The sequence below is a fragment of the Methylomonas koyamae genome (assembly GCF_006483455.1).
Classification (GTDB): domain Bacteria; phylum Pseudomonadota; class Gammaproteobacteria; order Methylococcales; family Methylomonadaceae; genus Methylomonas; species Methylomonas koyamae_B.
Map to the genome: position 1 here is coordinate 1 of NZ_PPPU01000054.1, position 24,629 is coordinate 24,629.

At 55.9% G+C, this 24,629-nt stretch carries 24 protein-coding genes; 16 read left to right on the plus strand and 8 right to left on the minus strand.

All coding sequences use genetic code 11. The features are described from left to right. From C2U68_RS19540 to C2U68_RS19560, 5 genes are all read left to right on the plus strand, one after another. A partial coding sequence (locus C2U68_RS19540) for a hypothetical protein (protein WP_222101940.1) occupies positions 1-546 on the plus strand: 546 nt, incomplete at its 5' end. 389 nt (positions 547-935) lie between these two features. Continuing rightward, positions 936-1,889, plus strand: coding sequence for an HpcH/HpaI aldolase/citrate lyase family protein (locus C2U68_RS19545; RefSeq protein WP_140914153.1), 954 nt, complete (start codon positions 936-938; stop codon positions 1,887-1,889). A gap of 128 nt (positions 1,890-2,017) precedes the next feature. After that, positions 2,018-3,199, plus strand: a complete 1,182-nt coding sequence (locus C2U68_RS19550) for a malate--CoA ligase subunit beta (protein WP_140914154.1) — start codon at positions 2,018-2,020, stop codon at positions 3,197-3,199. Between the two features lie 9 nt (positions 3,200-3,208). Beyond that, positions 3,209-4,096 carry a succinate--CoA ligase subunit alpha gene (gene sucD, locus C2U68_RS19555; protein ID WP_140914155.1) on the plus strand — a complete coding sequence of 296 codons (888 nt, stop codon included), beginning with the start codon at positions 3,209-3,211 and terminating at the stop codon, positions 4,094-4,096. Between the two features lie 127 nt (positions 4,097-4,223). Beyond that, complete coding sequence (locus C2U68_RS19560) at positions 4,224-8,444, plus strand: DEAD/DEAH box helicase (RefSeq protein ID WP_140914156.1); 4,221 nt, start codon at positions 4,224-4,226, stop codon at positions 8,442-8,444. A gap of 36 nt (positions 8,445-8,480) precedes the next feature. Here C2U68_RS19560 and C2U68_RS19565 read toward each other — a convergent pair whose 3' ends face one another. After that, positions 8,481-8,798, minus strand: coding sequence for a hypothetical protein (locus tag C2U68_RS19565; protein ID WP_140914157.1), 318 nt, complete (start codon positions 8,796-8,798; stop codon positions 8,481-8,483). A 405-nt stretch (positions 8,799-9,203) separates the two neighbouring features. Between C2U68_RS19565 and C2U68_RS19570 the strand changes: the two genes are divergently transcribed. From C2U68_RS19570 to C2U68_RS19615, 8 genes are all read left to right on the plus strand, one after another. Then, the gene (locus C2U68_RS19570) at positions 9,204-11,354 is read left to right on the plus strand and encodes an adenosylcobalamin-dependent ribonucleoside-diphosphate reductase (RefSeq protein WP_140914158.1); all 2,151 of its coding nucleotides are present in this window, start codon (positions 9,204-9,206) and stop codon (positions 11,352-11,354) included. Between the two features lie 20 nt (positions 11,355-11,374). Continuing rightward, entirely contained in the window at positions 11,375-11,644 is a 270-nt protein-coding gene (locus C2U68_RS19575) for a DUF4160 domain-containing protein (RefSeq protein ID WP_140914159.1), read from the plus strand. Between the two features lie 3 nt (positions 11,645-11,647). Next, positions 11,648-11,896: a DUF2442 domain-containing protein gene (locus C2U68_RS19580; protein WP_140914160.1), complete on the plus strand. Its 249-nt coding sequence runs from the start codon at positions 11,648-11,650 to the stop codon at positions 11,894-11,896. 61 nt (positions 11,897-11,957) lie between these two features. Continuing rightward, on the plus strand, positions 11,958-12,641 hold the full coding sequence (locus C2U68_RS19585; RefSeq protein WP_140914161.1) for an NrdJb: 684 nt from the start codon (positions 11,958-11,960) through the stop codon (positions 12,639-12,641). Positions 12,642-12,904: 263 nt separating this feature from the next. Further along, entirely contained in the window at positions 12,905-13,120 is a 216-nt protein-coding gene (locus tag C2U68_RS19595; protein ID WP_140914163.1) for a DUF2283 domain-containing protein, read from the plus strand. Positions 13,121-13,266: 146 nt separating this feature from the next. Continuing rightward, a complete protein-coding gene (locus C2U68_RS19600) occupies positions 13,267-13,839 on the plus strand; it encodes a hypothetical protein (protein ID WP_140914164.1) in 573 nt (190 codons plus the stop codon). A 798-nt stretch (positions 13,840-14,637) separates the two neighbouring features. Further along, positions 14,638-15,093 (plus strand): YaiI/YqxD family protein, encoded by a 456-nt coding sequence (locus C2U68_RS19610; RefSeq protein ID WP_140914165.1) that lies wholly within the window; start codon positions 14,638-14,640, stop codon positions 15,091-15,093. Between the two features lie 265 nt (positions 15,094-15,358). Continuing rightward, positions 15,359-15,718, plus strand: a complete 360-nt coding sequence (locus C2U68_RS19615; protein WP_140914166.1) for a hypothetical protein — start codon at positions 15,359-15,361, stop codon at positions 15,716-15,718. A 90-nt stretch (positions 15,719-15,808) separates the two neighbouring features. Here C2U68_RS19615 and C2U68_RS19620 read toward each other — a convergent pair whose 3' ends face one another. After that, positions 15,809-16,324 (minus strand): hypothetical protein, encoded by a 516-nt coding sequence (locus C2U68_RS19620; protein ID WP_140914167.1) that lies wholly within the window; start codon positions 16,322-16,324, stop codon positions 15,809-15,811. A gap of 364 nt (positions 16,325-16,688) precedes the next feature. On the opposite strand from C2U68_RS19620, the gene C2U68_RS19625 reads away from it, so the two are divergent. Next, entirely contained in the window at positions 16,689-17,012 is a 324-nt protein-coding gene (locus tag C2U68_RS19625; RefSeq protein ID WP_140914168.1) for an EthD family reductase, read from the plus strand. A 145-nt stretch (positions 17,013-17,157) separates the two neighbouring features. Here C2U68_RS19625 and C2U68_RS19630 read toward each other — a convergent pair whose 3' ends face one another. From C2U68_RS19630 to C2U68_RS19645, 4 genes are all read right to left on the minus strand, one after another. Beyond that, positions 17,158-17,808 (minus strand): hypothetical protein, encoded by a 651-nt coding sequence (locus C2U68_RS19630; protein WP_140914169.1) that lies wholly within the window; start codon positions 17,806-17,808, stop codon positions 17,158-17,160. Between the two features lie 230 nt (positions 17,809-18,038). Further along, positions 18,039-18,551 carry a hypothetical protein gene (locus C2U68_RS19635; protein ID WP_140914170.1) on the minus strand — a complete coding sequence of 171 codons (513 nt, stop codon included), beginning with the start codon at positions 18,549-18,551 and terminating at the stop codon, positions 18,039-18,041. 126 nt (positions 18,552-18,677) lie between these two features. Beyond that, on the minus strand, positions 18,678-19,454 hold the full coding sequence (locus C2U68_RS19640) for a hypothetical protein (protein WP_140914171.1): 777 nt from the start codon (positions 19,452-19,454) through the stop codon (positions 18,678-18,680). A 168-nt stretch (positions 19,455-19,622) separates the two neighbouring features. Then, positions 19,623-20,279, minus strand: coding sequence for a hypothetical protein (locus C2U68_RS19645; RefSeq protein ID WP_140914172.1), 657 nt, complete (start codon positions 20,277-20,279; stop codon positions 19,623-19,625). Between the two features lie 247 nt (positions 20,280-20,526). Between C2U68_RS19645 and C2U68_RS19650 the strand changes: the two genes are divergently transcribed. Both C2U68_RS19650 and C2U68_RS19655 read left to right on the plus strand, forming a co-directional pair. Then, positions 20,527-20,949, plus strand: coding sequence for a hypothetical protein (locus tag C2U68_RS19650; protein ID WP_140914173.1), 423 nt, complete (start codon positions 20,527-20,529; stop codon positions 20,947-20,949). 11 nt (positions 20,950-20,960) lie between these two features. Continuing rightward, positions 20,961-21,587, plus strand: a complete 627-nt coding sequence (locus C2U68_RS19655; protein ID WP_140914174.1) for a hypothetical protein — start codon at positions 20,961-20,963, stop codon at positions 21,585-21,587. A 182-nt stretch (positions 21,588-21,769) separates the two neighbouring features. Here C2U68_RS19655 and C2U68_RS19660 read toward each other — a convergent pair whose 3' ends face one another. Together C2U68_RS19660 and C2U68_RS19665 are read right to left on the minus strand one after the other, a co-directional pair. Next, positions 21,770-23,551 (minus strand): GspE/PulE family protein, encoded by a 1,782-nt coding sequence (locus C2U68_RS19660; RefSeq protein WP_140914175.1) that lies wholly within the window; start codon positions 23,549-23,551, stop codon positions 21,770-21,772. A gap of 205 nt (positions 23,552-23,756) precedes the next feature. Then, on the minus strand, positions 23,757-24,317 hold the full coding sequence (locus C2U68_RS19665) for a PEP-CTERM sorting domain-containing protein (RefSeq protein WP_140914176.1): 561 nt from the start codon (positions 24,315-24,317) through the stop codon (positions 23,757-23,759). Positions 24,318-24,629: the final 312 nt, after the last annotated feature.

Sequence of the window (24,629 nt, forward strand, 5' to 3'; positions counted from 1 at the left end):
CCTATTGGACATTTACGACGGGGGTGCAATAAGATGCAACCAGAACGGAGTGTAAATATGTTTCGGGAGCTCGCTGGTCATTCGATCCGGCTGCGGCGGGGAAGTTATTCGCCGATTATGCAACTGGTCAAGAGCTTAGCCATTGTGGCGGTATTGGGTGGAAGTTCCGCAACCTTGGTTGGCTGTTCCGGCGAAGAGGGGGCTGTTACGTCTGAAAAAGCCCGGTCTGAGAAAGCTAACGAAACAGCTCAACTGAAAAACGCGGGTTCAGGCGATGGTTCGGGCGAAAGACCGCTCCTCCCCCCGTCGCCGTCGACACAGCCGACCGACATACCGAGTCGAAGTGAATTGAGGGTCTTGTCCGAGGAGGCCAAATCAATTGAGAATTCGGCTCAACGTGATATCGAGCGATTCGATAATAGCCTTGGCAATCAGCAGGAACGGAACGCGGTTCAAAACGAATTTAAAGCGATGTTGCCTGAGTATAAGGAAAAAATGTTGCAAATCGGTAAGGCTAAGTTGGCGGAACAGGCCAAGACTCGTTAAATTCCTGGTTCCGCGGCCTTCCTTATTTTGCGTTGGCCATTGTTGCGGATTCCCGATTTTTCTTCTGCGGCCGACAGAATGTGCGGCCTGTACACTTGTGATGTTTCTTGATTGTTCAAAACTATCTTATTCCTGCAAAACAACTTTCCATGCGCCCTCCGCAGAAATCCAAATACGTCCAGTCAGTTTGTCGTTAGATTACGACGTTAAATTGAGACAAAATCCGTTTCATGATTAGGCTTCTAAAGCCAGGACTGAGTTTTCATGGCCGCGTAAGCGCCCGGAAACATTGACATTAACGGTCCCGAAAGTAAAATGACCGGCTATTTTTAGCCAACTTGTCCCGGCTGATTCGGCCGTACACTCTCAGACCCTTAGGAAAAGCATTCATGAGCCACACTCTTTACCAAGCCAATGTTCAACGTGTACAACGTTGCGAACTGGCTGTGCCGGGTTCCAATCCGGATATGTTCGAAAAAGCCCTGAAAAGCGGTGTGGACTACATCTTTTTGGATCTGGAAGACGCGGTAGCGCCGGACGACAAATTGCAGGCGCGCAAAAACGTGATCCAGGCCATCAACGATCTGGACTGGGAAGGCCACGGCATCACGCTGTCGGTGCGGATCAACGGCCTCGATACCCAATATATGGTGCGCGACGTGGTCGATCTGGTCGAACAGGCCGGTAGCAAGATCAAAACCTTGCTGGTCCCGAAAGTCGGCGTTTACGGCGATGTCTACATGGTCGAAGCGATGCTGAATCAATTGGAAATGCAGCAAGGGCTGAAAAACAAGATAGGCATCGAAGCCTTGATCGAAACCGCATTGGGCATGGCCAACGTCGAAGACATCGCCAAACAGGGCTCGATCGGCGGTCGGCTGGAGGCCTTGCATTTCGGTGTGGCCGATTATGCCGCCAGCAACCGGGCTCGCACCGTCAACATCGGCGGTTTGAATCCGGATTACCCGGGCGACCAATGGCATTTCGCGATCAGCCGGATGACGGTGGCATGCCGTGCTTACGGTTTGCGGCCGATCGACGGCCCGTTCGGCGATATCAAAGACCCGGAAGGTTACAAAGCCGGTGCCCGCCGTGCCGCCGCGCTGGGCTGCGAAGGCAAATGGGCGATTCACCCGTCGCAAATTGCCTTGGCCAATGAAGTCTTCACCCCGCCGCCGGCCGAAGTCGAAAAAGCCAAACGCATTCTGGAAGCTTTAAAGGAAGCCGCCGCCCAAGGCAAAGGCGCCGCCGCACTGGACGGTCGCCTGATCGACGCCGCCTCCGAGCGCATGGCCAACAACATCGTGCGCATGGCCGAGGCGATCGCCGCGAAAAGCCAATAAAAAAACATGTAGGTTGGGTTAGCCGATAGGCGTAACCCAACACGACGGCTTTTAATGTTGGGTTACGCTTCGCTTTTATGCCCGAAGGGTAAACCCAACCTACATTTTCCAATTCCACGAGAGAACCCATGGACATTCATGAGTACCAAGCAAAACAATTGCTGTCCGAATACGGTGTAAAGATCGCCGACGGCGGCTTGGCCTACAGCCCGGAGGACGCCGTGCAACGCGCACGCGAAATCGGCGGCCATGTCTGGGTGGTCAAGGCCCAGATTCATTCCGGCGCCCGCGGCAAAGCCGGCGGCATCAAGGTCTGCAAAACCCACGAGGAAGTCAGCGACGCCGCCAATGCCTTGTTGGGTAAACGCCTAGTCACTCACCAAACCGGGCCGGCCGGCAAACAATGTTTGCGCCTGTACGTCGAAGCCGGCACCGACATCGCCAAAGAGTTGTATTTCAGCTTGCTGATCGACCGCGCTCACGAAAAAATCGTCATGGTCGGCTCGGCGCAAGGCGGTATGGAAATCGAAGAACTGGCCGAGACCAACCCCGATGCGATCAAAAAAATCCACATCGAGCCGGCGGTCGGCTTGCAGGATTTTCAGGCGCGGGAAATGGCGTTCGCGCTGGGCCTGGACGCCGACCAGGTGCCGCACGCGGTTAAACTGATTCAAGGCTGCTACCGCGCCATGCGCGACCTGGACGCCAACATGGTCGAGATCAATCCGCTGGTCGTGACCGGACACGGCGACATCATCGCCCTGGACGCGAAAATGGGCTTCGACGACAACGCCTTGTTCCGCCGCCAAAAAATTTCCGAATTGCGCGACAAGACTCAGGAAGACCCGCGGGAAATGGCCGCGGCCGACCGCGGTTTGAGCTATGTCGGCCTGGACGGCGACATCGGCTGCATGATCAACGGTGCGGGCCTGGCGATGGCGACGATGGACATGATCAAGCTGGCGGGCGGCGAGCCGGCCAACTTTTTGGACGTCGGCGGCGGCGCTTCGGCGGAACGGACCGAAAAAGCCTTCCGCATGGTATTGCAAGACAAAAACGTTAAAGCCATGCTGGTCAACATCTTCGCCGGTATCAACCGTTGCGACTGGATTGCCGAAGGGGTGGTGCAGGCCGTGAAAAACATCGATATGAAAGTGCCGCTGGTGGTACGCCTGTCCGGTACCAACGTCGAGTTGGGCCGTAAAATCATCGAAGACAGCGGCTTACCGATCATCACTGCCGACACTTTGGCGGAAGCCGCCGAGAAGGCGGTTGCAGCCCGTAACCAAGTCGTCGCGGCCCTAGGATAAGGAAACAACATGGCAATTTTTATCGATAAATCCACTCGTATCATCGTCCAGGGCTTTACCGGCAAGATCGGTACCTTTCACGCTCAGGACATGATCAACTACGGTTCCAACGTGGTCGGCGGCATTACCCCCGGCAAAGGCGGCCAGAAACATCTGGACCGGCCGGTATTCAATACCGTCAAGGAAGCCGTCGACCAAGCCGGCGCCGAAGCCAGCATCGTCTTCGTGCCGCCGGCTTACGCGGCCGATTCGATCATGGAAGCGGCCGAAGCCGGGATTAAATACTGCGTCGCGATCACCGACGGCATCCCGACCCAGGATATGATGAAAGTCAAAATCTTCCTGAGCCGGTTTCCGAAAGAAAAGCGCATGGTGCTGACCGGTCCTAACTGCGCCGGCACCATCAGCCCCGGCAAGTCGATGCTGGGCATTATGCCGGGCCACATCTACATGCCGGGCAACGTCGGCATCGTCGGCCGGTCCGGTACCTTGGGTTACGAGGCTGCCGACCAAATGAAGCGGCTGGGCATCGGCGTGTCGACCTCGGTCGGTATCGGCGGCGACCCGATCAACGGCAGCTCGCATCGCGACATTTTCGAGCGTTTCGAGCAGGACCCGGAAACCAAAGTGGTCATGATGATCGGCGAGATCGGCGGACCGCAGGAAGTCGAAGCCGGCGTGTTTGCCAAGGAAAATATGAGCAAACCGGTGGTAGCCTACATTGCCGGTTTGACCGCGCCCAAAGGCCGGCGCATGGGTCATGCCGGCGCGATCATTTCGGCGTCCGGCGAATCGGCGGCGGAAAAAGTCGAAATGTTGCAAGAACTCGGCGTCACCATCGCGCCGACGCCGGCCGCGATGGGCGAAACCGTGGCCAGAGTACTGGCCAAGCTCTAGGCCGAGCAGTCCGGCACTTACCAGAGAAAGCCCGCTAAGCGGGCTTTTTTTTGTCCTGCGCGTTATCCCGGCTTCATCCCGCGGCGGCAAGCTGTTACCATCGTTAGTTTTTGTTTTCCGTCGCATCATGCAATCCGCACGTTTAGTAGAGCGCCTCAAAGCTTACCAATCGCTGACCGCCGACCAGCAGACCGTCATGAAGCTGCTGGCCCTGTATTACGGTTACAGTTCACCGACCAATCTGGCCAAATGTTTGGCCGCCTTGGGCATCAAGGAAGCCGGTAAAGCATTGAAGTCCGATGTCGTCAAAAGCCGCCTGAAGCCGCTATTGAAATTGGGGCTGATCGACGAAAACGCCAAATCCGGCGGTAGCCGTTGTTGCCGGACCTTGGTGGAAGTCATCGCCAGGCAAATGGTCGATGCCGGCGAATTCAAACGCTATGCGTCGGCCGTGTTGGCGGCCAATCCGCCCGGTATTGGCTACTACCGTTACGGCAGCGTCGAGGATTGTATCCGCGATGCCCGGTTGCAGTTTTACCGCGGCGACTATCGCAAGGTTGACGAATGCCTGGAAAGCGGCGAGCGCTATCTGGGCAAGTTGCCGCCGGCCAATGAGTTGTATCTGTCCTGGTTTTTGAATCCGCTGGATAGCGCCTGGTTCAGCAAAAACCATCCGCAATTGTTGGTCGGCTTGGCCGCTTACGCCGGAATGCATCAGCTGCTGTACCTTTATGCCGATCCGAAACTCGACGAATTGCTGGCGAGTTTGATGTTCGCCGATAACGGCGAAGGCCTCGGGTTTCTGAATCGGATCGGTCTGGAGTTGCAATTGCTGCGCGGCGACTGGGAAACGGTGGCGACTCGGACTTGCGGCGCCGCCGATCCCGAATTGCAGGCGCTGGCCGCGGCGTTGGCTTTTCTGCGCGGCGACTATGCCGAAGCCGTCAAACTCTACGATGCCGCGCTGGCGGCGCAGCGCAAGCTGGCCGGTCAGCGCAACGCCTACTTCTACGGTCTGGCCGGCGTGTTTTATCCATTGGCGATTCTGAAGCACAACGATGCCAAACAGCGCGCCAAGCTGGGTACGCTGCTGAACCAAGCGATCAAGGGCGACGGTTACTGGATCGGCGTTTACCACGATCTGGCCTTGTTCAATCGTTTCCTGCAAGGCGAACTGCAGCTGCGCAGCCAATTGCTGGCGCCCGAGCCACCCTACAAAATCGGCGACGGTTATCGCGACAGCGGGTTACCGGAGACCTTACACACGCCGCCGCTGCTATTGCCCCTGATGTCGCTGCTGGTCAAGTTTTGGGTCAAAGCCGACCATTTCCAACGAGTCGATCCGCTGACCCAGAAACTATACCGGCACCTGCAGGATAACGGCTACCGCTGGCCGGCCGCCGAGTTGGCAACCGTGTTCAAAGTCATCGAGCCGCCGCGTTCCAAGCAATGGGATAGCGAATTTTTGCAAGGCCGTCCGGCTTTGAGAGATCTGTTCGCCAGTCGTGCCGATTGGGAAGTGGCGCTGGATGCGCTGGCGAATCTCCCGGTGGCCGATAAAAAAACTGCCAGTGCGCCCGCCGTGGACAAACCGACCCGATTGGTCTGGCTGTTGGCTTACGACGAGCAAGGTCATCGGGTGCGGATCGAGCCGCGCGAACAAAAGTTGCAAGCCAAGGGTGGTTGGAGCAAGGGCCGGGCGGTGGCCTTGAAGCGGCTGGCGCAGGAAACCGACCAGTTCGATTATTTGACCGAACAGGACTTGAAACTGTGCTCCCACATCAAGGAATACCGGGATAGCGGCTGGTACGGTGGTACCACGTTCTTCGATTTCGACAGCGGTATGCCGCAAGCCTTGATCGGCCACCCGCTATTGTTTTGGGCCGATACGCCGGACGCTAAAGTGGAAGTCTTGAAAGGCGATGCCGAGTTGCGGGTCAAGAAACTGGACGGCGGCGGCAAAATCAAGATCACGCTGGAACCGCAACCCGGTTACGAGCAGAAATTTCATGTCGGCAAGGAAACCCCGACCCGATTGCGGGTGATCGAATTCAGCGCCGAGCACCATAAAATTCATGGCGTCCTTGGCCCAAACGGCCTCGAAGCACCGGCATCGGCGCAAGAACGGGTATTGCAGGCCCTGACGGCGATTTCCGGCGTGTTGACCGTACATTCCGATATCGGCGGCAGCTCCGCCAACGCCGAGCAGGTTGCCGCCGACAGTACGCCGCGGGTGCATCTCCTGCCGCTGGGTGAAGGCTTGCGGGTGGCGGTTTTGATTCGGCCCTTGGCCGACGGCGGCGCCTACTACCGTCCGGGCCACGGCGGCGAGAGCGTGCTGGCCGAGCTGGACGGCCGCCCGGTGCAGGCCGTGCGCGATTTGGCCTTGGAAAAGCGGCGCGCAGCCGACCTGTTGCAAGCTTGTCCGGTGCTGAGCATGGCCGAACAAGACGCTGCCGGCGAATATTTGTTGGAGCAGGTCGAACAGTGCCTGGAATTATTGCTGCAATTGCAGGGGTTGAACGAAGGGGTGGCGATTCTGGAGTGGCCGGAAGGCGTCAAATTCAAGCTGCTCGGACAGACGGTGGGCACCGGGTTGAGCGTGCAAGTCAGACGCGATAACGACTGGTTCAGCGTCCAGGGCGAATTGCGGGTCGACGACAATACCGTAGTCGAAATCCGCCAATTGCTGGGTTTGTTGGACGAGCGCCAGGGCCGCTTCCTCAAATTGAAAGACGGCCAGTTTTTTGCGTTGACCGAAGAATTCCGCCGCCGGCTGGAAGATCTTAGAGCATACGCGGATCTGAGCGGTAAGAAAGTCCGGCTCAATCCGCTGGCGGCATTGACGCTGGAAGACTGGCAGGACGAGGCTGGATTTCAGGCCGACCAGCATTGGCAGAACCAGTTGCAACGGCTGAAAGACTCGCGCGACTACCAGCCGCAACTGCCGTCGACCTTCCAGGCCGAGCTGCGCGACTACCAGACCGCCGGCTTTCGCTGGCTGGCGCGGCTGGCGCATTGGGGCGTCGGCGCCTGTCTGGCCGACGACATGGGCCTGGGCAAGACCGTGCAGGGCTTGGCCTTGTTGTTGGCGCGGGCGCCGGACGGGCCCAGCCTGATCGTCGCGCCGACTTCGGTTTGCATGAATTGGGAAAACGAGGCGCGCCGCTTTGCGCCGACCTTGAACCCGCAAATCCTGGCCGGCGGCGACCGCCAGGGTGTGATAGAAAGCCTGGGGCCTTACGATCTGCTGATTTGCAGTTACGGCTTGCTGCAGCAGGAAACCGTGGCCGAGATACTGGCCCAGATCCGGTTCCGGACCGTGATTCTGGACGAGGCGCAATGGATCAAAAACATCGCCACCCGCCGCTCGCAAGGCGCGATGAATTTGCAGGCCGATTTCAAAATGATCATGACCGGCACCCCGTTGGAAAACCATTTGGGCGAATTGTGGAACTTGTTCCGTTTCATCAACCCCGGCTTGTTGGGCTCGCTGGAACAATTCAACCGCCAATTCGCCGGGCCGATCGAGCGTGATGCCAACCCCGAGGCCCGCTACCGGTTGAAGAAACTGATCCAGCCTTTCATCCTGCGCCGCACCAAAACCCAGGTGTTGCAGGAATTGCCGCCGCGGACCGAGATACCGGTTTACGTCGAACTCAGCGCGGAAGAAATGGCGTTTTACGAAGCGCTACGCCGGCAAACGCTGGAAGCCTTGGCCACTGCCGAGACGCCGGCCGGGCAAAAACAATTGCAGATTCTGGCCGCAATCAGCAAGCTGCGGCGCAGTTGCTGCAATACCCGCCTGGTCAATTCCGGGGTGGCTTTGCCCAGCAGTAAATTGGCGGCCTTCGGCGATATTGTCGACGAATTGCTGGAGAACAAGCACAAAGCGCTGGTGTTCAGCCAGTTCGTCGACCATCTGCAATTGATCAAGGAATACGTCGAGCAGCGCGGCATCGCTTACCAATATCTGGACGGCAGCACCCCGGCCAAAGAACGCCAGCAACGGGTGGATGCCTTTCAGCGCGGCAACGGTGAATTGTTTTTGATCAGTCTGAAAGCCGGCGGCGTGGGGTTAAACCTGACCGCCGCCGACTACGTGATCCACATGGACCCGTGGTGGAACCCGGCCGTGGAAGACCAGGCTTCCGACCGCGCCCACCGCATGGGCCAGCAGCGGCCGGTGACGATCTACCGGATGATTGCCAAGCAGACCATCGAGGAAAAAATCGTCGCCTTGCATAGCCACAAACGCGATCTGGCCGATAGCCTGCTGGACGGCGCCGACGTCAGTGGCAAAGTCTCGGCGGACGAATTGCTGAGTTTGATGAAAGGGGACGCTTAACGCGAAAATCCGGCCGCAGCCGGATTTTCCGAACGCTCATGGTTGGCGTAGATTGTGTTTTTTGCGGGCGATGTTGCGGCTGGCCTTGTTTTGCTGGTGATTCAGCCGGGCCCGCTCCGCCGGCGTCACGACGCCGTCGGCCTGAGCCGCGTTTTCCTGGCGTTCGATCCGCATCTGTTGGTGCTCCAGGCGGTTGGCTTCGCGCCGGGTCAACTCGCCGGACTCGATGCCTTGCTCGATACGTTGTTCCTGGATTTCCTGGCGGCGGTCGACGCGCGGCATATCGACCCCGGCCCAGGCGGTTTGGCAAAGCGCCATAGCGGCCAGCAGGCCGGCTTTAGTAAAGTTGTTCATGTTCGCCTCTTCGAAAATAGGTTTGTCCCACCGCCGCTGATGCCGCAGGGTGGCTGTCCGGCGCGTTAGAGATACTGCACCGGTATCCGCATTTTAGCCGGATTTATTAACCCCGCCTTAACCCGCCGCCGCCGCAAACCGCCGGCAATTGTAGCCTGCCGAATTAACAGTTTTCGCTAAACCGTTGAGTTAAAAAAACAAGTACGAAAGTAGCGAATCACCAGTAAAAAAATCCGTGGTCAACACAATATATTGTGCTAGTATTTTTACAAAGCACTATATCCAGTATGCATTGAGCGGGCATCATTTATGTCGCACCGCTTGCCGCATCGAACATTCCGGCGTACCGGCCCAGCCGGCAACACCGTTCCGTAATCAACTCAAAAATAACAAGGGAAGCTACGAATGACCGCAAAACTTCATGTTGTGACGTCAAACGATACCGATATTCCGCTGCAAAGCGCTTCGCTGGACATCTGGGACAGCAAGTACCGTTTGAAGACCAAGGACGGCCGCGCCATCGACGACACCATCGACGATACCTACAAGCGGGTGGCCAAGGCCTTGTCCAGTGTGGAGAAAACCAAAGCCTTGCAGGAAAAGCATTACAAGGAATTTCTGTGGGCCTTGCGCAAAGGCGTGATTCCGGCCGGCCGTATCGTTTCCAATGCCGGCGCGCTGGAGCATAAACCGGCCACGTCTACCATCAACTGCACCGTATCCGGCATCATCGAAGACTCGATGGACGACATTTTGCGCAAAGTCCACGAAGCCGGCCTGACCTTGAAAGCCGGTTGCGGCATCGGCTACGAGTTTTCGACTCTGCGGCCGCGCGACGCTTACGTCTCCGGCGCCGGCGCCTACACCTCCGGCCCGCTGTCGTTCATGGATATTTACGACAAGATGTGCTTTACCGTGTCGTCCGCCGGCGGCCGCCGCGGTGCGCAAATGGCGACATTCGACGTGGCCCATCCGGACGTGGTTGATTTCATTCGCGCCAAGCGCGAAGACGGCCGTTTGCGCCAGTTCAACCTGTCGCTATTGATTACCAGCGAATTCGTCGAAGCCGTCAAAAACAACGGTCAGTGGCCGTTGTCGTTCCCGATCACCGAGCGGGAAGCCAAGGCCGACCAACTGGACTTGACCGACAGCAGCAAAATCATCTGGCGCGATCTGCCCAATAAAAAAGGCTACGTGGTCAACGACGCCGGCCTGGTGGCTTGCCGCATTACCAAAGTGATGCCGGCGCGCCGCCTGTGGGACATCATCATGTCCTCCACCTACGATTACGCCGAACCGGGTTTCATTCTGATCGACAAGGTCAACGAGATGAACAACAACTGGTTCTGCGAGCACATCCGTGCCACCAATCCCTGCGGCGAACAGCCGTTGCCGCCTTACGGCTCCTGCCTGCTCGGTTCGATCAATCTGACCCGCTTCGTCCACCAACCGTTCGGCAAGGAAGCTAAATTCGATTGGGACGATTACCGCAAGACCATCCGCATCTTTACCCGCATGCTGGACAACGTGGTGGAAATCAACGGCTTGCCGCTGGAAAAACAGCGCGACGAAATCACCAGTAAGCGCCGCCACGGCATGGGCTACTTAGGCTTGGGTTCGACCATCACCATGCTGGGCATGAAATACGGCGATGCCGATTCGCTGGCCTTTACCGAGCAAGTCACCAAGGAACTGGCTTTGGAAGGCTGGCGCACCGGCCTGGAGCTGGCCAAGGAAAAAGGCCCGGCGCCGATCATGGAGCAGATGTTCGAAGTGACCGGCGAAATGCTGCACAAACGCCCGGAAATGAAAGCCGACGGCTACAAACTCGGCGACCAGGTGCCGGGCCGGGTTTTGCACGCCAAGTACAGCCGTTACATGCAGAAAGTCGCCCAGGAAGAGCCGGAGTTGGTGGCGGAACTGGCCGATGTCGGCTGTCGCTTTACCCACCACAGCTCGATCGCCCCAACCGGCACCATTTCCTTGTCCTTGGCCAACAACGCCAGCAACGGCATCGAGCCCAGCTTTGCCCACCATTATTCGCGCAACGTGATCCGCGAGGGTAAAAAGTCCAAGGAAAAGATCGACGTGTTCTCGTTCGAACTGCTGGCCTACCGCCATCTGGTCAACCCGGACGCGATGCCTTACAGCGACGACCCGAAACAAAAACTGCCGGATTATTTCATTGCCGCCGACGATATCAGCCCGAAACAACACGTCGACATCCAGGCCTCCGCCCAACGCTGGATCGACTCGTCGATCTCGAAAACCGCCAACGTGCCGACCGACTACCCGTACGAAGATTTCAAGTCGATTTACGAATACGCCTATGAGCAAGGCCTGAAAGGCTGCACCACCTTCCGCTTCAACCCGGAAGTGTTCCAGGGCGTGCTGGTCAAAGAGTCCGATCTGGAAAACACCACCTACCAATTCACGCTGGAAGACGGCCACGTCGTGGAATTCAAAGGCAACGACGAAGTGGAATACGACGGCGAAATCCACACCGCGGCCAACTTGTTCGATGCGTTGAAGGAAGGCTATTACGGGAAGTTTTGATTCGTCTTGGGAGAATTGCCATGCCAGCGATTTCAATGTTTTACGGCATCATCGTCTACATGTATTTTCTGGATAACAAGCAGCACAAACTGCCGCATATCCATGCCAAATACCAAGACTGCGAAGTCGTAGTCGCGATTCCCGAAGGCGAAGTTCTGGAAGGCGAGATCCCCAAAGCCCAAATGAAATTGCTGCAGGCTTGGATCGAACTGCATAAGGACGAACTGATGGCCGATTGGCAATTGGCTGTTACCGGCGAGCAACCCTATAAAATCGAACCGTTGAGGTAAGCCATGAACCCGAGAGTCAAATCGGTACAAGCCGGCGACGATTACTCGTTAATGCTGGAATTCACCGACGGTAGCCAGGGCGTTTACGACTGCACACCCTTGTTGGATTTCGGCGTATTCAAGGAATTGAGCGACAGGCAGTATTTCAAACGCGCCGCAGTGGTCGACGGCACGGTAGTCTGGCCGCACGAGCAGGATATTTGCCCGGATACGCTCTACCTCGATTCGGTAAAACGGGCAAACGCCTCCTAATTTTTAAGAACATACACGGCTCGTTACACAGGCGAGTCGACAACCTTTTTAGGTAAACGAGATGACCCTACACAAAATCAACAAAAAAATCGTCGGCTACAAAGTGCTGAGCAAAGACAGCGCGGAAGCGGTACAACAAGCGGAAGCCGAAAAACCCTCGTTGGAGTCGATGCACGAAAACGTCGAGCGGCCGGAAGTCTTGCTGGGCTCGACTTACAAAATCAAAACCCCGCAGTCCGAGCACGCCTTGTACATCACGATCAACGACATGATCCTCAACCAGGGCACCGCCCACGAAGAACGCCGGCCTTACGAAATCTTCATCAACTCCAAAAACATGGAGCATTTCCAATGGGTGCTGGCCTTGACCCGGGTGATTTCGGCGGTGTTTCGTAAAGGCGGCGACGCCACCTTTTTGGTAGAAGAAATGAAAGCGGTGTTTGACCCGCGCGGCGGCTACTTCAAAAAAGGCGGCGTGTTCATGCCGTCCTTGGTGGCGGAAATCGGTTCGGCGATCGAATCGCACATGAAACACATCGGCATGATCAAGCCGGAAAAAATGACCGACCACCAAAAACAGTTCCTGGCCGAAAAACGCCGGGAATTTGAAGCCGCGCATGGTGAGTCGGATGCCCAGGCGTTTCCGGAAAAAGCGGTGTTGTGTGTGAAGTGTTCGACCAAGGCGATGGTGTTGATGGATGGGTGTATGACTTGTTTGAATTGTGGGGAGTCCAAATGTGGTTAACGCTACGCGGCTCGTTATAATCCAGCCATGACCGAGTTAGCGACGACCGAATACTTTCGAAATGATGTATTGCTGAAAAGGCCTTACATAAAACTCGAATGGTGCCAAGCAGCATTAGCTGAACCCTTGCGCCGCGAAATTCAAGAAGACGGACGAATTCGTCATTGGTTATTCGTAGCCGAACTGAATAAATATTTGCGAGTTGTTACGTTGGATGATGGATTAACCGTGCATAACGCCTTTCCCGACCGGAGATTTAAACCATGAAACTAAGTTACGACCAAGCAACGGACTCTTTATATATTCATTTAGCCGATAGACCTTCGGTCAATTCGGATGAAGTCAGCGATGGTGTGGTTTTGGATTTTGATGAAAACGGAGCGTTGGTGGGGATTGATGTACAGCATGCCAGCCAAAAGGCAGATATTCAGAATTTAGCGGTATTGCATTTGCCGTTGAGGGAGTTGCAGGCGGCGTGATGATATTTAGTGCAGATGCAGATAGTCGTCCGTCAATTCGATATTGTCAATTTGGCGGAACCTTTACGAGGTCCGCGTTACGCGTTGTAGGGAGTCGAAGTTTGGATAGTTTATGTCGCTATTACAGTTGAAAGGGTTAGAATCCAATGAATCCAGATTTGCTCAATAGTATAGTTACATTTATTGTTGGTTTATTTGCATTCCTTGTTTATTTTCTGAGCAAGCGCTCAGAGAAGCAGAATGCGGCGACTATTGTTGTGATGGATATCCGGCACGCGGAGCAGGTAGTGTTGTCCATACTTGAAAAAGGACTTGTCGATAAGTCATTAAAAAATATAATCTCTGAAAATAACTGGGCAAAATATAAGCATCTATTTGCATCAGATTTTTCATACGATGACTTTGCAGCATTCAATCGTTTTTTTGATGCTTGTGTTGAGATTTCATATGCGAGAAATCGAATGTTAGAAGTTTTTTATGCCAACTTAATTTCAAAGGCCTCAATATCTCAGCAAAAAATATTCGATATTGAAGATCTTGGTTCGCCAGAGGGACAAATTAAAAAGCAAAAAATTATTTCAGAATTTAACAATGAGGTTTTTGTGTTTGATCCTGATGATCCTAAGGTAAGGATTTATCAGAGTCTTCAATTGATGGGTCGGTTATCAAATACTGTAGCATTTGAAAAGTTAAAAATTCTTGCCGGAATTAAATCTTAGCCGGGTAGGGTGGGCACGATTTTTGTGCCCACGCGGAATTTAAAACTTGTAAGAATATTGTTTCGCTACCGCGAAGCTTAATTTAACGCCGGTTCGCGGACCGGCAGCCGCGATACTTTCTTTTGTTTGGCCAAAAGAAAGTATCCAAAGAAAAAGCCACCCCGATGCCGCTTTGATCCTCCGCGCCGAAGGGTTTGAGCGGGGTTTTCGGAAGGGCTGTCCTAGCCCTCCGAAAACGCGCGGCATCCCTGCCGCGCCCCTGTCGGGCTGATCCGCCCAAACCCTCCGGTGCTCGGCGCGGCATAGGGGATTTGGTATGCGCTTCGCGCGAAAAGGTGTGGCCGCGTTGCGGCCCTTTTGACTGGTTTTCTGGTTCCCACGCACTGCGTGGGAACCAGACTTGCTTCTCGATTAAATTAACGAAAGCTGGAGCTTTCAAGCTAAAGTTCCCAAACTGGAGTTTGGGAACCAGAAACTGTATTAGTTGTGTAGATATCGTGAAGCCTGATTTAACGCCGGCTGGCCGGAAGCAGACCAATGAGCATTATTTTGCTGCCCGGTAAGCTGCTGATTACCTGCGGGACCGGTTCGGGGTTGGTCCCGCTATTTCGCATGCGAAGCATCCGAAGGGCGAGGCTCAGGGATGAGCCGAGTGAGCTAGGCGGACTGCCAGGTCGCCTTTTGTTTGGATACTTTCTTTTGGCGACGCAAAAGAAAGTATCTCGGCTGTCGGGCCGAGACCCGACGTAAATCAATCGTCGCGATGGCGACACCGCTAAAACAAAACACACCATACTCATGCAAATCTGGATCGACGCCGACGCCTGCCCCAAGGCGATCAAAGACATTCTGTTTCGGGCGGCGGAGCGCTGCCAGTTGACGACCACGCTGGTCGCGAACCAAAGCATCCCAATCCCTCCGTCGCGTTATATTCGTATGCTGCGCGTCGCCGGCGGCTTCGACATGGCGGATAACGAGATCGTGCAGCGTATGGTGGCGGGGGATTTGGTCGTGACCGGCGATATTCCGCTGGCGGCGCAAGCGATCGCCAAAGGTGGCCACGTTATCGATCCGCGCGGTGAGCGTTACAGCGAACACAATATCGGCGAACGTTTGGCGATGCGCGACTTCATGGACGGCTTGCGCAGCAGCGGCGTCGATACCGGCGGCCCGGCGGCATTGAGTGCGCGCGACGTGCAAGCCTTTGCCAACCAACTGGACCGCTTGCTGGCCCGGCCTGCCGGCGAGCGTTAAGCTGCTCGATTCCGGTGCTAGCTGGGTCGGCTTCGATTTTGCCTGCAACGTTACTCTCCCATGCCGTCGGGAGACTGTTTCTGTCCGTTTTGGGCTAGTTCAATCGACCGCAACTCCAGCTTTGGATCATGGCCGCGACCGAAAAGTGTTACGGCCGATCGCGGCGGATACCCAATAAAACCGGATGTTTCTGCAATAGGGAGTATGATCGGGCATTGGGGCGATTTTGCCCGACGTTTAACGCAGGGTTTTACCGGAGTAAATTATGGCTTCACTGGATATGTACGGCGCTTATGATCTGAGCTTGGCTAAGATCGACGAATTGGTTACCAAAATCTCCGAAGGCAATTATGCCCTGGGAGTGATAAATCAAAACACGCATAAATTCGTCGTCAAGTATGTCGGGCGGGCCGAAGAAGATCTCAACGTGCGGTTGAAACAGCATGTCGGTAAATACCCCAAATTCAAGTTCAGCTACGCCGTGTCGCCACAAGCGGCGTTCGAGAAGGTATGCCGCAACTTTCACGATTTCGGCGGTACGCAAAAACTGCGCAATACCGTCCATCCCAAACCGCCGGCGCACGCCGATTGGAAATGCCCTTGCTGCGGCATTTCCGCCGCTTAAGCGCTAGTTTGCGCCGCTGTTAAGCCTCAATTTATCGGCGAGGTTTCTTGAGGCTGCGGCTGCCGGTGCTTAGCGGCCTGTAGTCGGAGTTTACTGCTTGATGCCGGTGGAAACGAAGGTTCCCAACACGTTGTCGCTGCAGGTCGCGGTGATCTGGTTGCCGTCGCTGCTGACGGTGCCGCTGCAATTGCCCTGCGAGGTCCAGCCGTTTTGATATTGGGCGAAATAGTTGTAGCTGATGTTCTGGGCGACGACTGTCCCGCTGCCCTTGGACTCGTAGCCTATGCCTTGCGGCAGCATGCCCCAACTGCTGAATTGAAAACCGGTATTTTGCTGGACGATGCGCGAGCCGTTGGTCGGTGCGGCGGGGTTGTACCAAGTGCCGCTGATATCGATGACCGGCACCGGCAGGGCAACTTGGGTGTTGCTGCTGAGATGATGGGATGCATTGGCGGTCGGCTCAGGCGTGACTGCTGTTGCTGTTGGCGGAGAGACTTGCGGTTTGGGGAAAATTTTATCCCAATTGCTGATCGCCGCGACCGCGACCGAGCCGATCACGGTGATTACGGTAGCAATGATGGTGGCGTTAGGGCCGGATTCCGCCATGATTTTCTCCTGCTGGCTGTTTTCGGCGGATTATAGCGCGGCCGGCGAATTCGCTGCAGGGCCTTAGCTGCGGAACGAAGCGTAGCGCGTCGATCGTGTAATCCGGTGCATGTTGTGATTGAAATGCCTGGGTTTATGGGGTCGCTACCGCGCAGTCAAATTTCACGCCGGTTTGCGGACCGGCATTTAAAAAGTATCCGTCGCAAATCCGCGCAACGTGCAAACCTTCGCCAACCAACTGGACTGCTTGCTGGCCCGGTCTGCCGGCCAGGATTAAGCCGCCCGGTTTCGGTGTTGGCTATGCCGACGCTGGAGCGGCACTGTTTTTATAGCGTTTGATTTCGGTTGCAACCAGGAGGTGGAGATGAAAAAAATCAGTATTCTGTATCCTAACCGGGCGGGTGCCCGCTTCGATTTTGCTTATTACCTGGATTCCCACATGCCGCTGTCGATAGCACGCCTCAGCGCCCACCCAGGGTATCGCGGGGTGTCGGTCGAGCGGGGGCTTAGCGGCGCGGTGCCGGGTAGCGAGCCGGCTTACGTCGCGATGTGTCATTTTCTGTTCGAATCGGTGGACGATTTTTTGGCGGCTTTCATGCCGCATGCCGCCGAGCTACAGGGCGATATGCCGAATTACACCGATATAGAACCGGCGATTCAACTCAACGACGTGTTGATTTCTGCGTAATTCGGCAGCTTGATCTGACCGGATCGGGAAGGCTCGCCGGAGAGGCGATTGGCCGATGGCGTTAATGCCGCTCGCCGAGCTAAGTCGCGGAGTCCGAGCATTCGCGCTCTGCGGTTAGCTTTATTGCGCCGTTAGAGCGGTCCGGCTAGAAAGCGTCCAAAAACACCGGCGCTTTGCCGAACTCGGTCTTATATTCGCCGTTAGGCACGTACCAACCTGGGCCTTGAGACCCGCCATGCCATGACACGCGCTTGCCGTCTGTGGCCCATTTATCGAGTTTCTCGCCGCTTTTGGTCAGGTAGTTGGATGCGTAACAAACGGTATTTAGCCAAGGGTCGATGATTAGCCAGGATTGGGCGATCTTGCGGCTGGTGAAATCGGCCGTCGATGCATATTTGCGCGCCGTATCCGGGATCGCTTCCTGCGAAACCAGGCAAAAAGCGTGGTCGCCTTTGCCGTAAACGATGCCGATGTAGAGTAAATCGCGCTTGATATTGTAGATTTTCTTAGCGTAGTAAGCGCTCAATGCCGCCATTTCTCCGCAGTTGCCCGAGCGGTCGGCGATCGTCATCTTCACCAATTTCTCGGCCAAGTCTAAGTGCGACGCGACGCCGTTAAGCCTGTGTTTGTCAGACTCGTCGGCTTCCAGCCATCGGGTCATGCCTTTGGCGCTCATAGTCGCCAAAATGGCAGAGCCAGCAAGATCCACGTCGTATAGCTTATTACTGGATTTATGGCCTTTTTTAAAGAATTCTCTGACTAAAGCCTTAATTTTCTCGCCTTCGTCCACCAGCATGGTTGTACCCTCCAAAGTCTGATTCTTTGTAATATTGAGTGTCCCGCTCTCCGCCGTTTCGGTGGAGTACCATACCAGGCTGGCCTTACTCCGAGTCTTGCTTGCTAGGCCTCGTCTGCTAAGTATAGCCGTAACCCGAATGGCTTAATAAAGGTAACCGGTTTCTAACGGTAAGCGGCAATCTCGACGACGTTTTGGCTGCGGCCGGAGCGAGCCATTGGCTAGGCCGGTCAAAGGCGGTCTATGATTTCGATACAACGCTGGAACGCACTCCGGATGATGAAGAAGGTCATCGCCAACGGGAACGATAGATAATGTTCCGGCAGCGCCAGACACACCAGTACCAATGCGGCAATCAAACCCGGCGTGACGCGGGACAGGTAGGTCTCGAAGTAGCGGAAGGTTTCTTGGGATTCCCAATCGAAGCGCGGGCTGCGGTTGATAAACCCGAACAGCATCCAGGCGGCGAGCAGAGCGAAATAGACCGGAAACACGCTGAATTGCGGCGAACCTTCGCTGAACAGCGGTTTCCAGTAGCCGTACCAAGCCCATAGGCTGGCGCAGGCAAAACCGTCTTGCCAGACGGTACTGCTGAGGCGTTTCAGGCCGCCCGCCAGCAAGAATATCGCCGCGATTGCGGCTGCGGACATCCAAACGGCTTCCAGATTCAGCAAGGGCAAAACCGGGTTATGGGTTTCGATCAGGGTGGTCAGGATCAGGCTGCTGGCTATGAATACGGGCATCGGCGTCATTCGGTATCAAAGGATGACACAGTCTGCCCTAAAATCGCGCTTAACCCAAGCTGCGAGAAGCGGCATACCGGCGCGGCCGGTATGCCGTTGCGGATTAACTCAAGCGAACCGCTTCGCTCAGGCCCACATCGGGATGTTGTTGCCGCCGCCGGCATTGCTGTCGGCCAGGCGTTCGGAGTAGGCGTCGCCTTGACGGAATACCAATTCGTCGACCGCGCCCAGCAGATGGAAAATAAAGCCGAATGCGCCCAGATTCAGGGAATGGCCGGATTCGTGTTCGATGTGCCAATCGCCGGAATTCATGTCGACGAAGGCGAAATTACCCATATTGAAGGCGGTATCCCAGACGTTGAGATTGCTGATCAGGCCGCCCTTGACGAAAATTGTGCCGGTCGGCCAATCCACGCGCAGACCTTGCAGTTTCAGGTACTGCACTTGAAAACCGGTGACGGCGGCCAGCAACAGGCTGAACAACAGAAACAGCAAGCCCAGCAGCACGATGGGCCAACTCATCGGCAGAAACCAGTTAGACCAGCCGATCAAGGCCTGGTAAACCTCGAACTGCGAAATCCATTTGACGATCGCCAACAGGTTCAAGCCGAACAAGCCGATCGCCACGCCCTGCGCCAAGCCGGCATTGCCGGTCTGGCTGAGCAGTTCGAATATCAGCAAGCCGTTTAACGAGGCATTGCTGCCCACCAACATACCGCGGATGAATTCGGAAAATCCGGTCGCGGCGGAGACGGTGCTAGCCGCCAGAATGTAAAACACCAGCATCGCACCGGCATAAACGCCAAAGGTGATGCCCATACTCTTTGCCAGAAAAAATATCAAAGCAAACAGGCCGACAGCGGTCAGACCGCCGAGAATGACTAGCCAAGTTTTAATGACCATAGCGACTCCCCTCAATCAAGATTTAGTTTTCATCGATCGGGCGCTTAGCGTTAGCTTCACCGAATCGAAGTGTCCACGCCGGTTTCGGCCGTGTCGACGTCCGGACCCCGGCGCGGTTGTCTGGCGGCTGATGCGAGCCGCAAACCCTCATTACTCTTATGCGTATGTTTATGCAAGATTTTTTCGTTTTTGCATCCCCAGCGTAGCCATCACGCCGGACAGGAACAGCCAGATACCTGCTGGCAATGGCACTGCGGTAACCGTAAAACTATCGACCGAGAACCGGATTTGGTCGTCGGCGAAATTGGGCCGATTGGGGACGTTAAAGTCCAGCCAGCGCCAATCGGGGCCGTTGATGGCCGCCAGCGGGATCGAGGACCAGTCGGACAAATCCGGCGGCAGCGTATCGTTCCAGAGTTGACCGGTCGCATTCTCTTGGAGCAAGCCGAATTGCATTGCCGGATTGGCAAGTCCGTTCCAATCGGTATTGGAAATGCTGGCGCCGCCGACGATCAAACCGTCCGCCGGCAAAGTGGCGGAACCGTTTTGTTGGTCGTTCTGTACCCACAAATTGACCGGCGCTGCCAACGATGCAGTGAAACCGTTGCCGAAACGGTGGGAAAACGCGCTGACGACGCCGGTGTCGACATCGTAGGTAAAACTGCCGGACATCGCGCTGCCGATGGCGACGCCGTTACCGACCAGCAAACTACCGATATCGGTGACGGTGCCGGTGTAATCGACCCGAATCGACTGCGCCTGACCGGACAGCGGCAACAATAAACCGCTGCTTGCAATCAAAATATGGATTAAAGTAAATTTCATGATAACTCCTGTGGAAAATCGGTTTTCCCAAGTCGGCTCGGAGTCTGCAGCGCCGGATGGATCTGGCGGCGTTCCGGGTTCCGAATCGGCTTGAAGGGTAGAAGTAATGTATCGGGCCAGACCTGGCCCGGCTGTGAGCATTTCCACTTGGCCAAGGTGAATTTGTCCGCACCCGGCGCCGACATTCCGGAAAATGTCGGCCGGTTGAGCCGGAGCGGACCGGCGATAACCACAAGGCATAATGACGATGACGATGGAAAGACGCGATAAGCTCGGGTTGGCGCTGTTACCGCTACTGGCGCTTGCCGCCTGCACGCCGGGCGCTCCGCCGCTGGATGCCGCGGCCGCATTGCCGAACGGCCCGCGGACGCCGATTTTCGTGACCGCCGCCCGCCAGAAAGTCGAGGTAAAACAGGCGTTGGCGGCAGCCGGCTTTCGTCTTGTCGACGAGTTGGCGGACGACGCCTTGTTGCTGCGGGCAACGATCGGTATCGACCAGGGCGAGCAAGCCTGCGGGACGATGAACAATGTTCGGCTGCAACTGCGGCGTCAGGGCGACAATGTCGCGGAAGTCGTCGGCAAGGGGTGGACCGGGAGCTGTCGGCCGAATGTACTCGAGGAACTTAGCCGCAAGTTATGGCGGCACCTTTTCGCTCAAACGCCACAATAGGAACCGGACCGATGACATCACGACTTTGCCCACCCCTGCGTTCTATCGCCGCCGTCTGCGGTATGGCCCTGTCGGGCTGCGCTTACATTACCGACGGGACCAAGCTGGGGCCGATTTCGCCGCCGGCCAACACGATGAAACCGATGGTGGAGCACACCGTCGGCGACTTCGCGTTTACCTTGGAAGGCGGCAAAATGGTCACGTCCAATCTGGCCGGTAGCTTGATCAACCAGAACGTGATGGATGCCTGGCAAGATAAAGGCTACATCCGCGATCACGAAGCGGTGGAACCCGGCGAGTTTACCGGTAAAGCCGATTACCAATTGACCTTGAGCGGCAGCCAATACGGCGATTCCAGCATCGGGATGCAGATTTTGAGCGGGCTGACGCTGACCTTGATCCCGTACACCGTGACCCAGAGTTACGACATCCAATACACCTTGGCCGACGTCAAGACCGGCAAAAAGTACAGCGGCAGTATCGAAGAATCCAATAAAGGCTACGTCGAACTGTTTATGCTGTTTGCGTTGCCGTTTTCCAAGCAGAACCAGGACGCCATGTTCGGCCGAATCGGCGACCATCTTTACGATCAGCTCTACCGGCAAGGCGCATTCCAGACGCCGCCTGCCGCTCAATAAGCCGGGTTGCCGCCGGCTGTGCGATCCATTGACGGGCTGATAGCCGGCCCACGGTCGAGCCGGCGAGGGAGATTTGCTGCTGTGTGCTGGCTGTTTTGCCGGTTTGCGCTTGACGAATCGCCGGCCAGCCGCGCACTCGGTCGGTGTCGGCGCGGGCTATCCGGGAGGGACGATTGGCCGGACTACAACTCGATACGTTCCGGCGCGACTCTGAGAATTTCGTCGATGGTGGTGATACCGGCCGCGACTTTTTCGGCGCCGCTAAGTCGCAACGGCCGCATGCCTTCCTTGATCGCCTGTTTTTGCAGCAGGGCGGTGTCGCAGCCTTCCACGATCAGCTTTTCCAGTGCCGGGCTGTTCTCGAAAATTTCGTAAATGCCGACCCGGCCGGCGAAACCGGTATTGCGGCATTCCTTGCAACCGACGGCCTTGAACAACTGCTTGGGCGGCGCCACCTTGAACGGCGCCACCAGCCCCCGCCACAGGTTTTCGTCGGTGGGTGCCGCAGTTTTGCAGTGCTTGCACAGCACCCGGATCAGACGTTGGGCCATGATGCCGAGCACGGTCTGTTGGATCAGGTAACCCGGCACGCCGATATCCAGCAGACGGGTCACCGCGGCCGGCGCGTTGTTGGTGTGTAGTGTCGAGATTACCAAGTGGCCGGTCAGCGAGGCCTGTACCGCCATTTCCGCGGTTTCCAGATCGCGAATCTCGCCGACCATGATGATGTCCGGATCTTGCCGCAGCAAGGTGCGGATGCCGCTGGCGAAATCCAGCCCGATATTGGCCTGGACCTGCATCTGATTGAAGGCCGGCTCGATTTGCTCGATCGGGTCTTCCACCGTGCATAAATTGATTTCCGGCGTCGCCAGCCGCTTCAGGGTCGAATACAGCGTCGTGGTCTTGCCGGAGCCGGTCGGGCCGGTGACCAGAATGATGCCGTGGGTATGGCCGACCAGGCGGTTCCACAGCGTCAGTTCCTGCTTGCTGAAGCCGAGTTGTACGTAATCGCGTAGTAACACTTCCGGGTCGAAAATCCGCATCACCAGCTTCTCGCCGAACGCGGTCGGCATGGTCGACAGCCGCAGTTCGATTTCCTTGCCGTTGCTGTTCTGGGTTTTGATCCGGCCATCCTGCGGCAGCCGTTTTTCGGCGATGTTCATCCGTCCCAGAATTTTCAGTCGACTCAAAACCGCGTTCATGATCGGCATCGGAAATTGGTAGACGTTATGCAGGATACCGTCGATCCGAAACCGGACGTTGCCCTGCAGGCGGCGCGGTTCCATGTGGATATCGCTGGCGCGCTGGTCGAAAGCGTATTGCAGCAGCCAGTTCACCAGGTTGACCACATGCTGGTTGTTGGCGTCCAGATCCGCGGTTTTGCTCAGTTCGACCAATTGCTCGAAATTCTGGCCCTCCGCGGTGCGGCCGTCGTTGTGGCTTTGTGCGCCTTTCAGCGATTTGGAAAAGTTATAGAACTCGTCCAGGTAGCGCTTGATTTCGTCGGGGTTGGCGAATACGCAACGAATCTTGCCGTGGTGCATTTTCGCCAGATCGGTTTGCCAGGCGCGGATGAACGGTTCGGCGGTGGCGACCACGATTTCGTCGTCGTTGATTTTGATCGGCAGAATGTTGTAATTACCGGCGTAGGCCTTGCTGAACAGGGCCGTCACGGTCGGCACATCGATTTTCAACGGGTCGAAATAGTAGTATGGCAGGGCCAATTTTTTCGCCAGCCACTGGGTCAGATCCTCTTGCGACAGCGCCTTGCCCAGCTGGGTTTGGTCGGACAGCTCGCATTCTGACAAAACCTTGAGCGGATGCTTGTTTAGATTGATCTTGGCTGCCGCATATTGCCGGCATTTTTCCAAATCCTGCGCCGACAGAATCCGGTCCTCTTGCAGCCAGCGGATGACCTGTTGAATCTCCAGTTTTCGGTCTTCGGTTTTGCTTTCTTCCCGCATGTGTTTGGTTTGCTGTGAATTCGGGAAGTTAGTCTAGCTAATTATTGGCCGGACGGTGTGGCCTAACTTTGGCTTCAACCGTATTGCCGAGGTAACTGCGGCTTGACGTAGCGGACTGAGACGCGCCAATCCGGAAACAGGATGCGGCGGAAACTGGACACAAAAAAGCCGGCTGACGCCGGCTTGGTATGAAAACGCTAACGGATTAGCGCTTGACGTTAATTTTTCTGACTCCGAAACCTAACAGGCCGATACCTAACAGGCTCAAGACGCCTGGTTCCGGAATGGTCGGAATGTTGTCGGTACCCGTACCGTTGGTGTAAGCGTAGTGGCTTAATCTACCGATATTGCAGTTGTTCCGACCGCATCCACCGGTGATGTTGCTGACTAGAGCATTGGTCCAAACCAGTTTGGTCATTTCTCCGATGTTTTCGAAGAAATAGGTATCGTCCACTGCACCCAAGCCACCGGTGCCGAATTTCAGCAGAAAATAGCCAGGTTGATCCGGAGCGACGTCGAGGTACCAATTGCCGGCGTCGTCGGAGGATGCCGTTACCGCGCCGCTGCTTTTGTAGTCCATCACCAAATTACTGCCGCTAGATCCCAACAAGGCTTTCAATGCGTTTAATTCGGTGGCATCGCCGGAATTGCCCAGGTTTGCCGACCCGATCAGGTTGTCGACCGTATAGGTGGCGGCTTGCGATACCGGTGCGGCAAACCCGATGCCGATCGCAATTGCTGCAATGTATAAGTGTTTGAATTTCATGGCGTCTCTCCCCCGATGAGATATAAGTTACAAAAAAGTGAAAAATTCCCTTTAGATTGAGCATGAAATATGCCTATAAAACTATTTTGATCTTTATCAGAGAGTTATGAATTCTTTGTAACGCGGTTTTCACATAACTGTAAAAAAATACGACACTAGAAGAATCAAGCACAACACCGCAGGAATGGGGCGGTATCATTTGCAGATGCGTCCCGGTTTAGGGTTGGATGTCGCATAAATCTTGGGTGCCGGCGCGGTATAGCGCGCTAGCTGATTCCGGCATTGGCCTCAGAGCAGAGCTGAGTTGTTAAA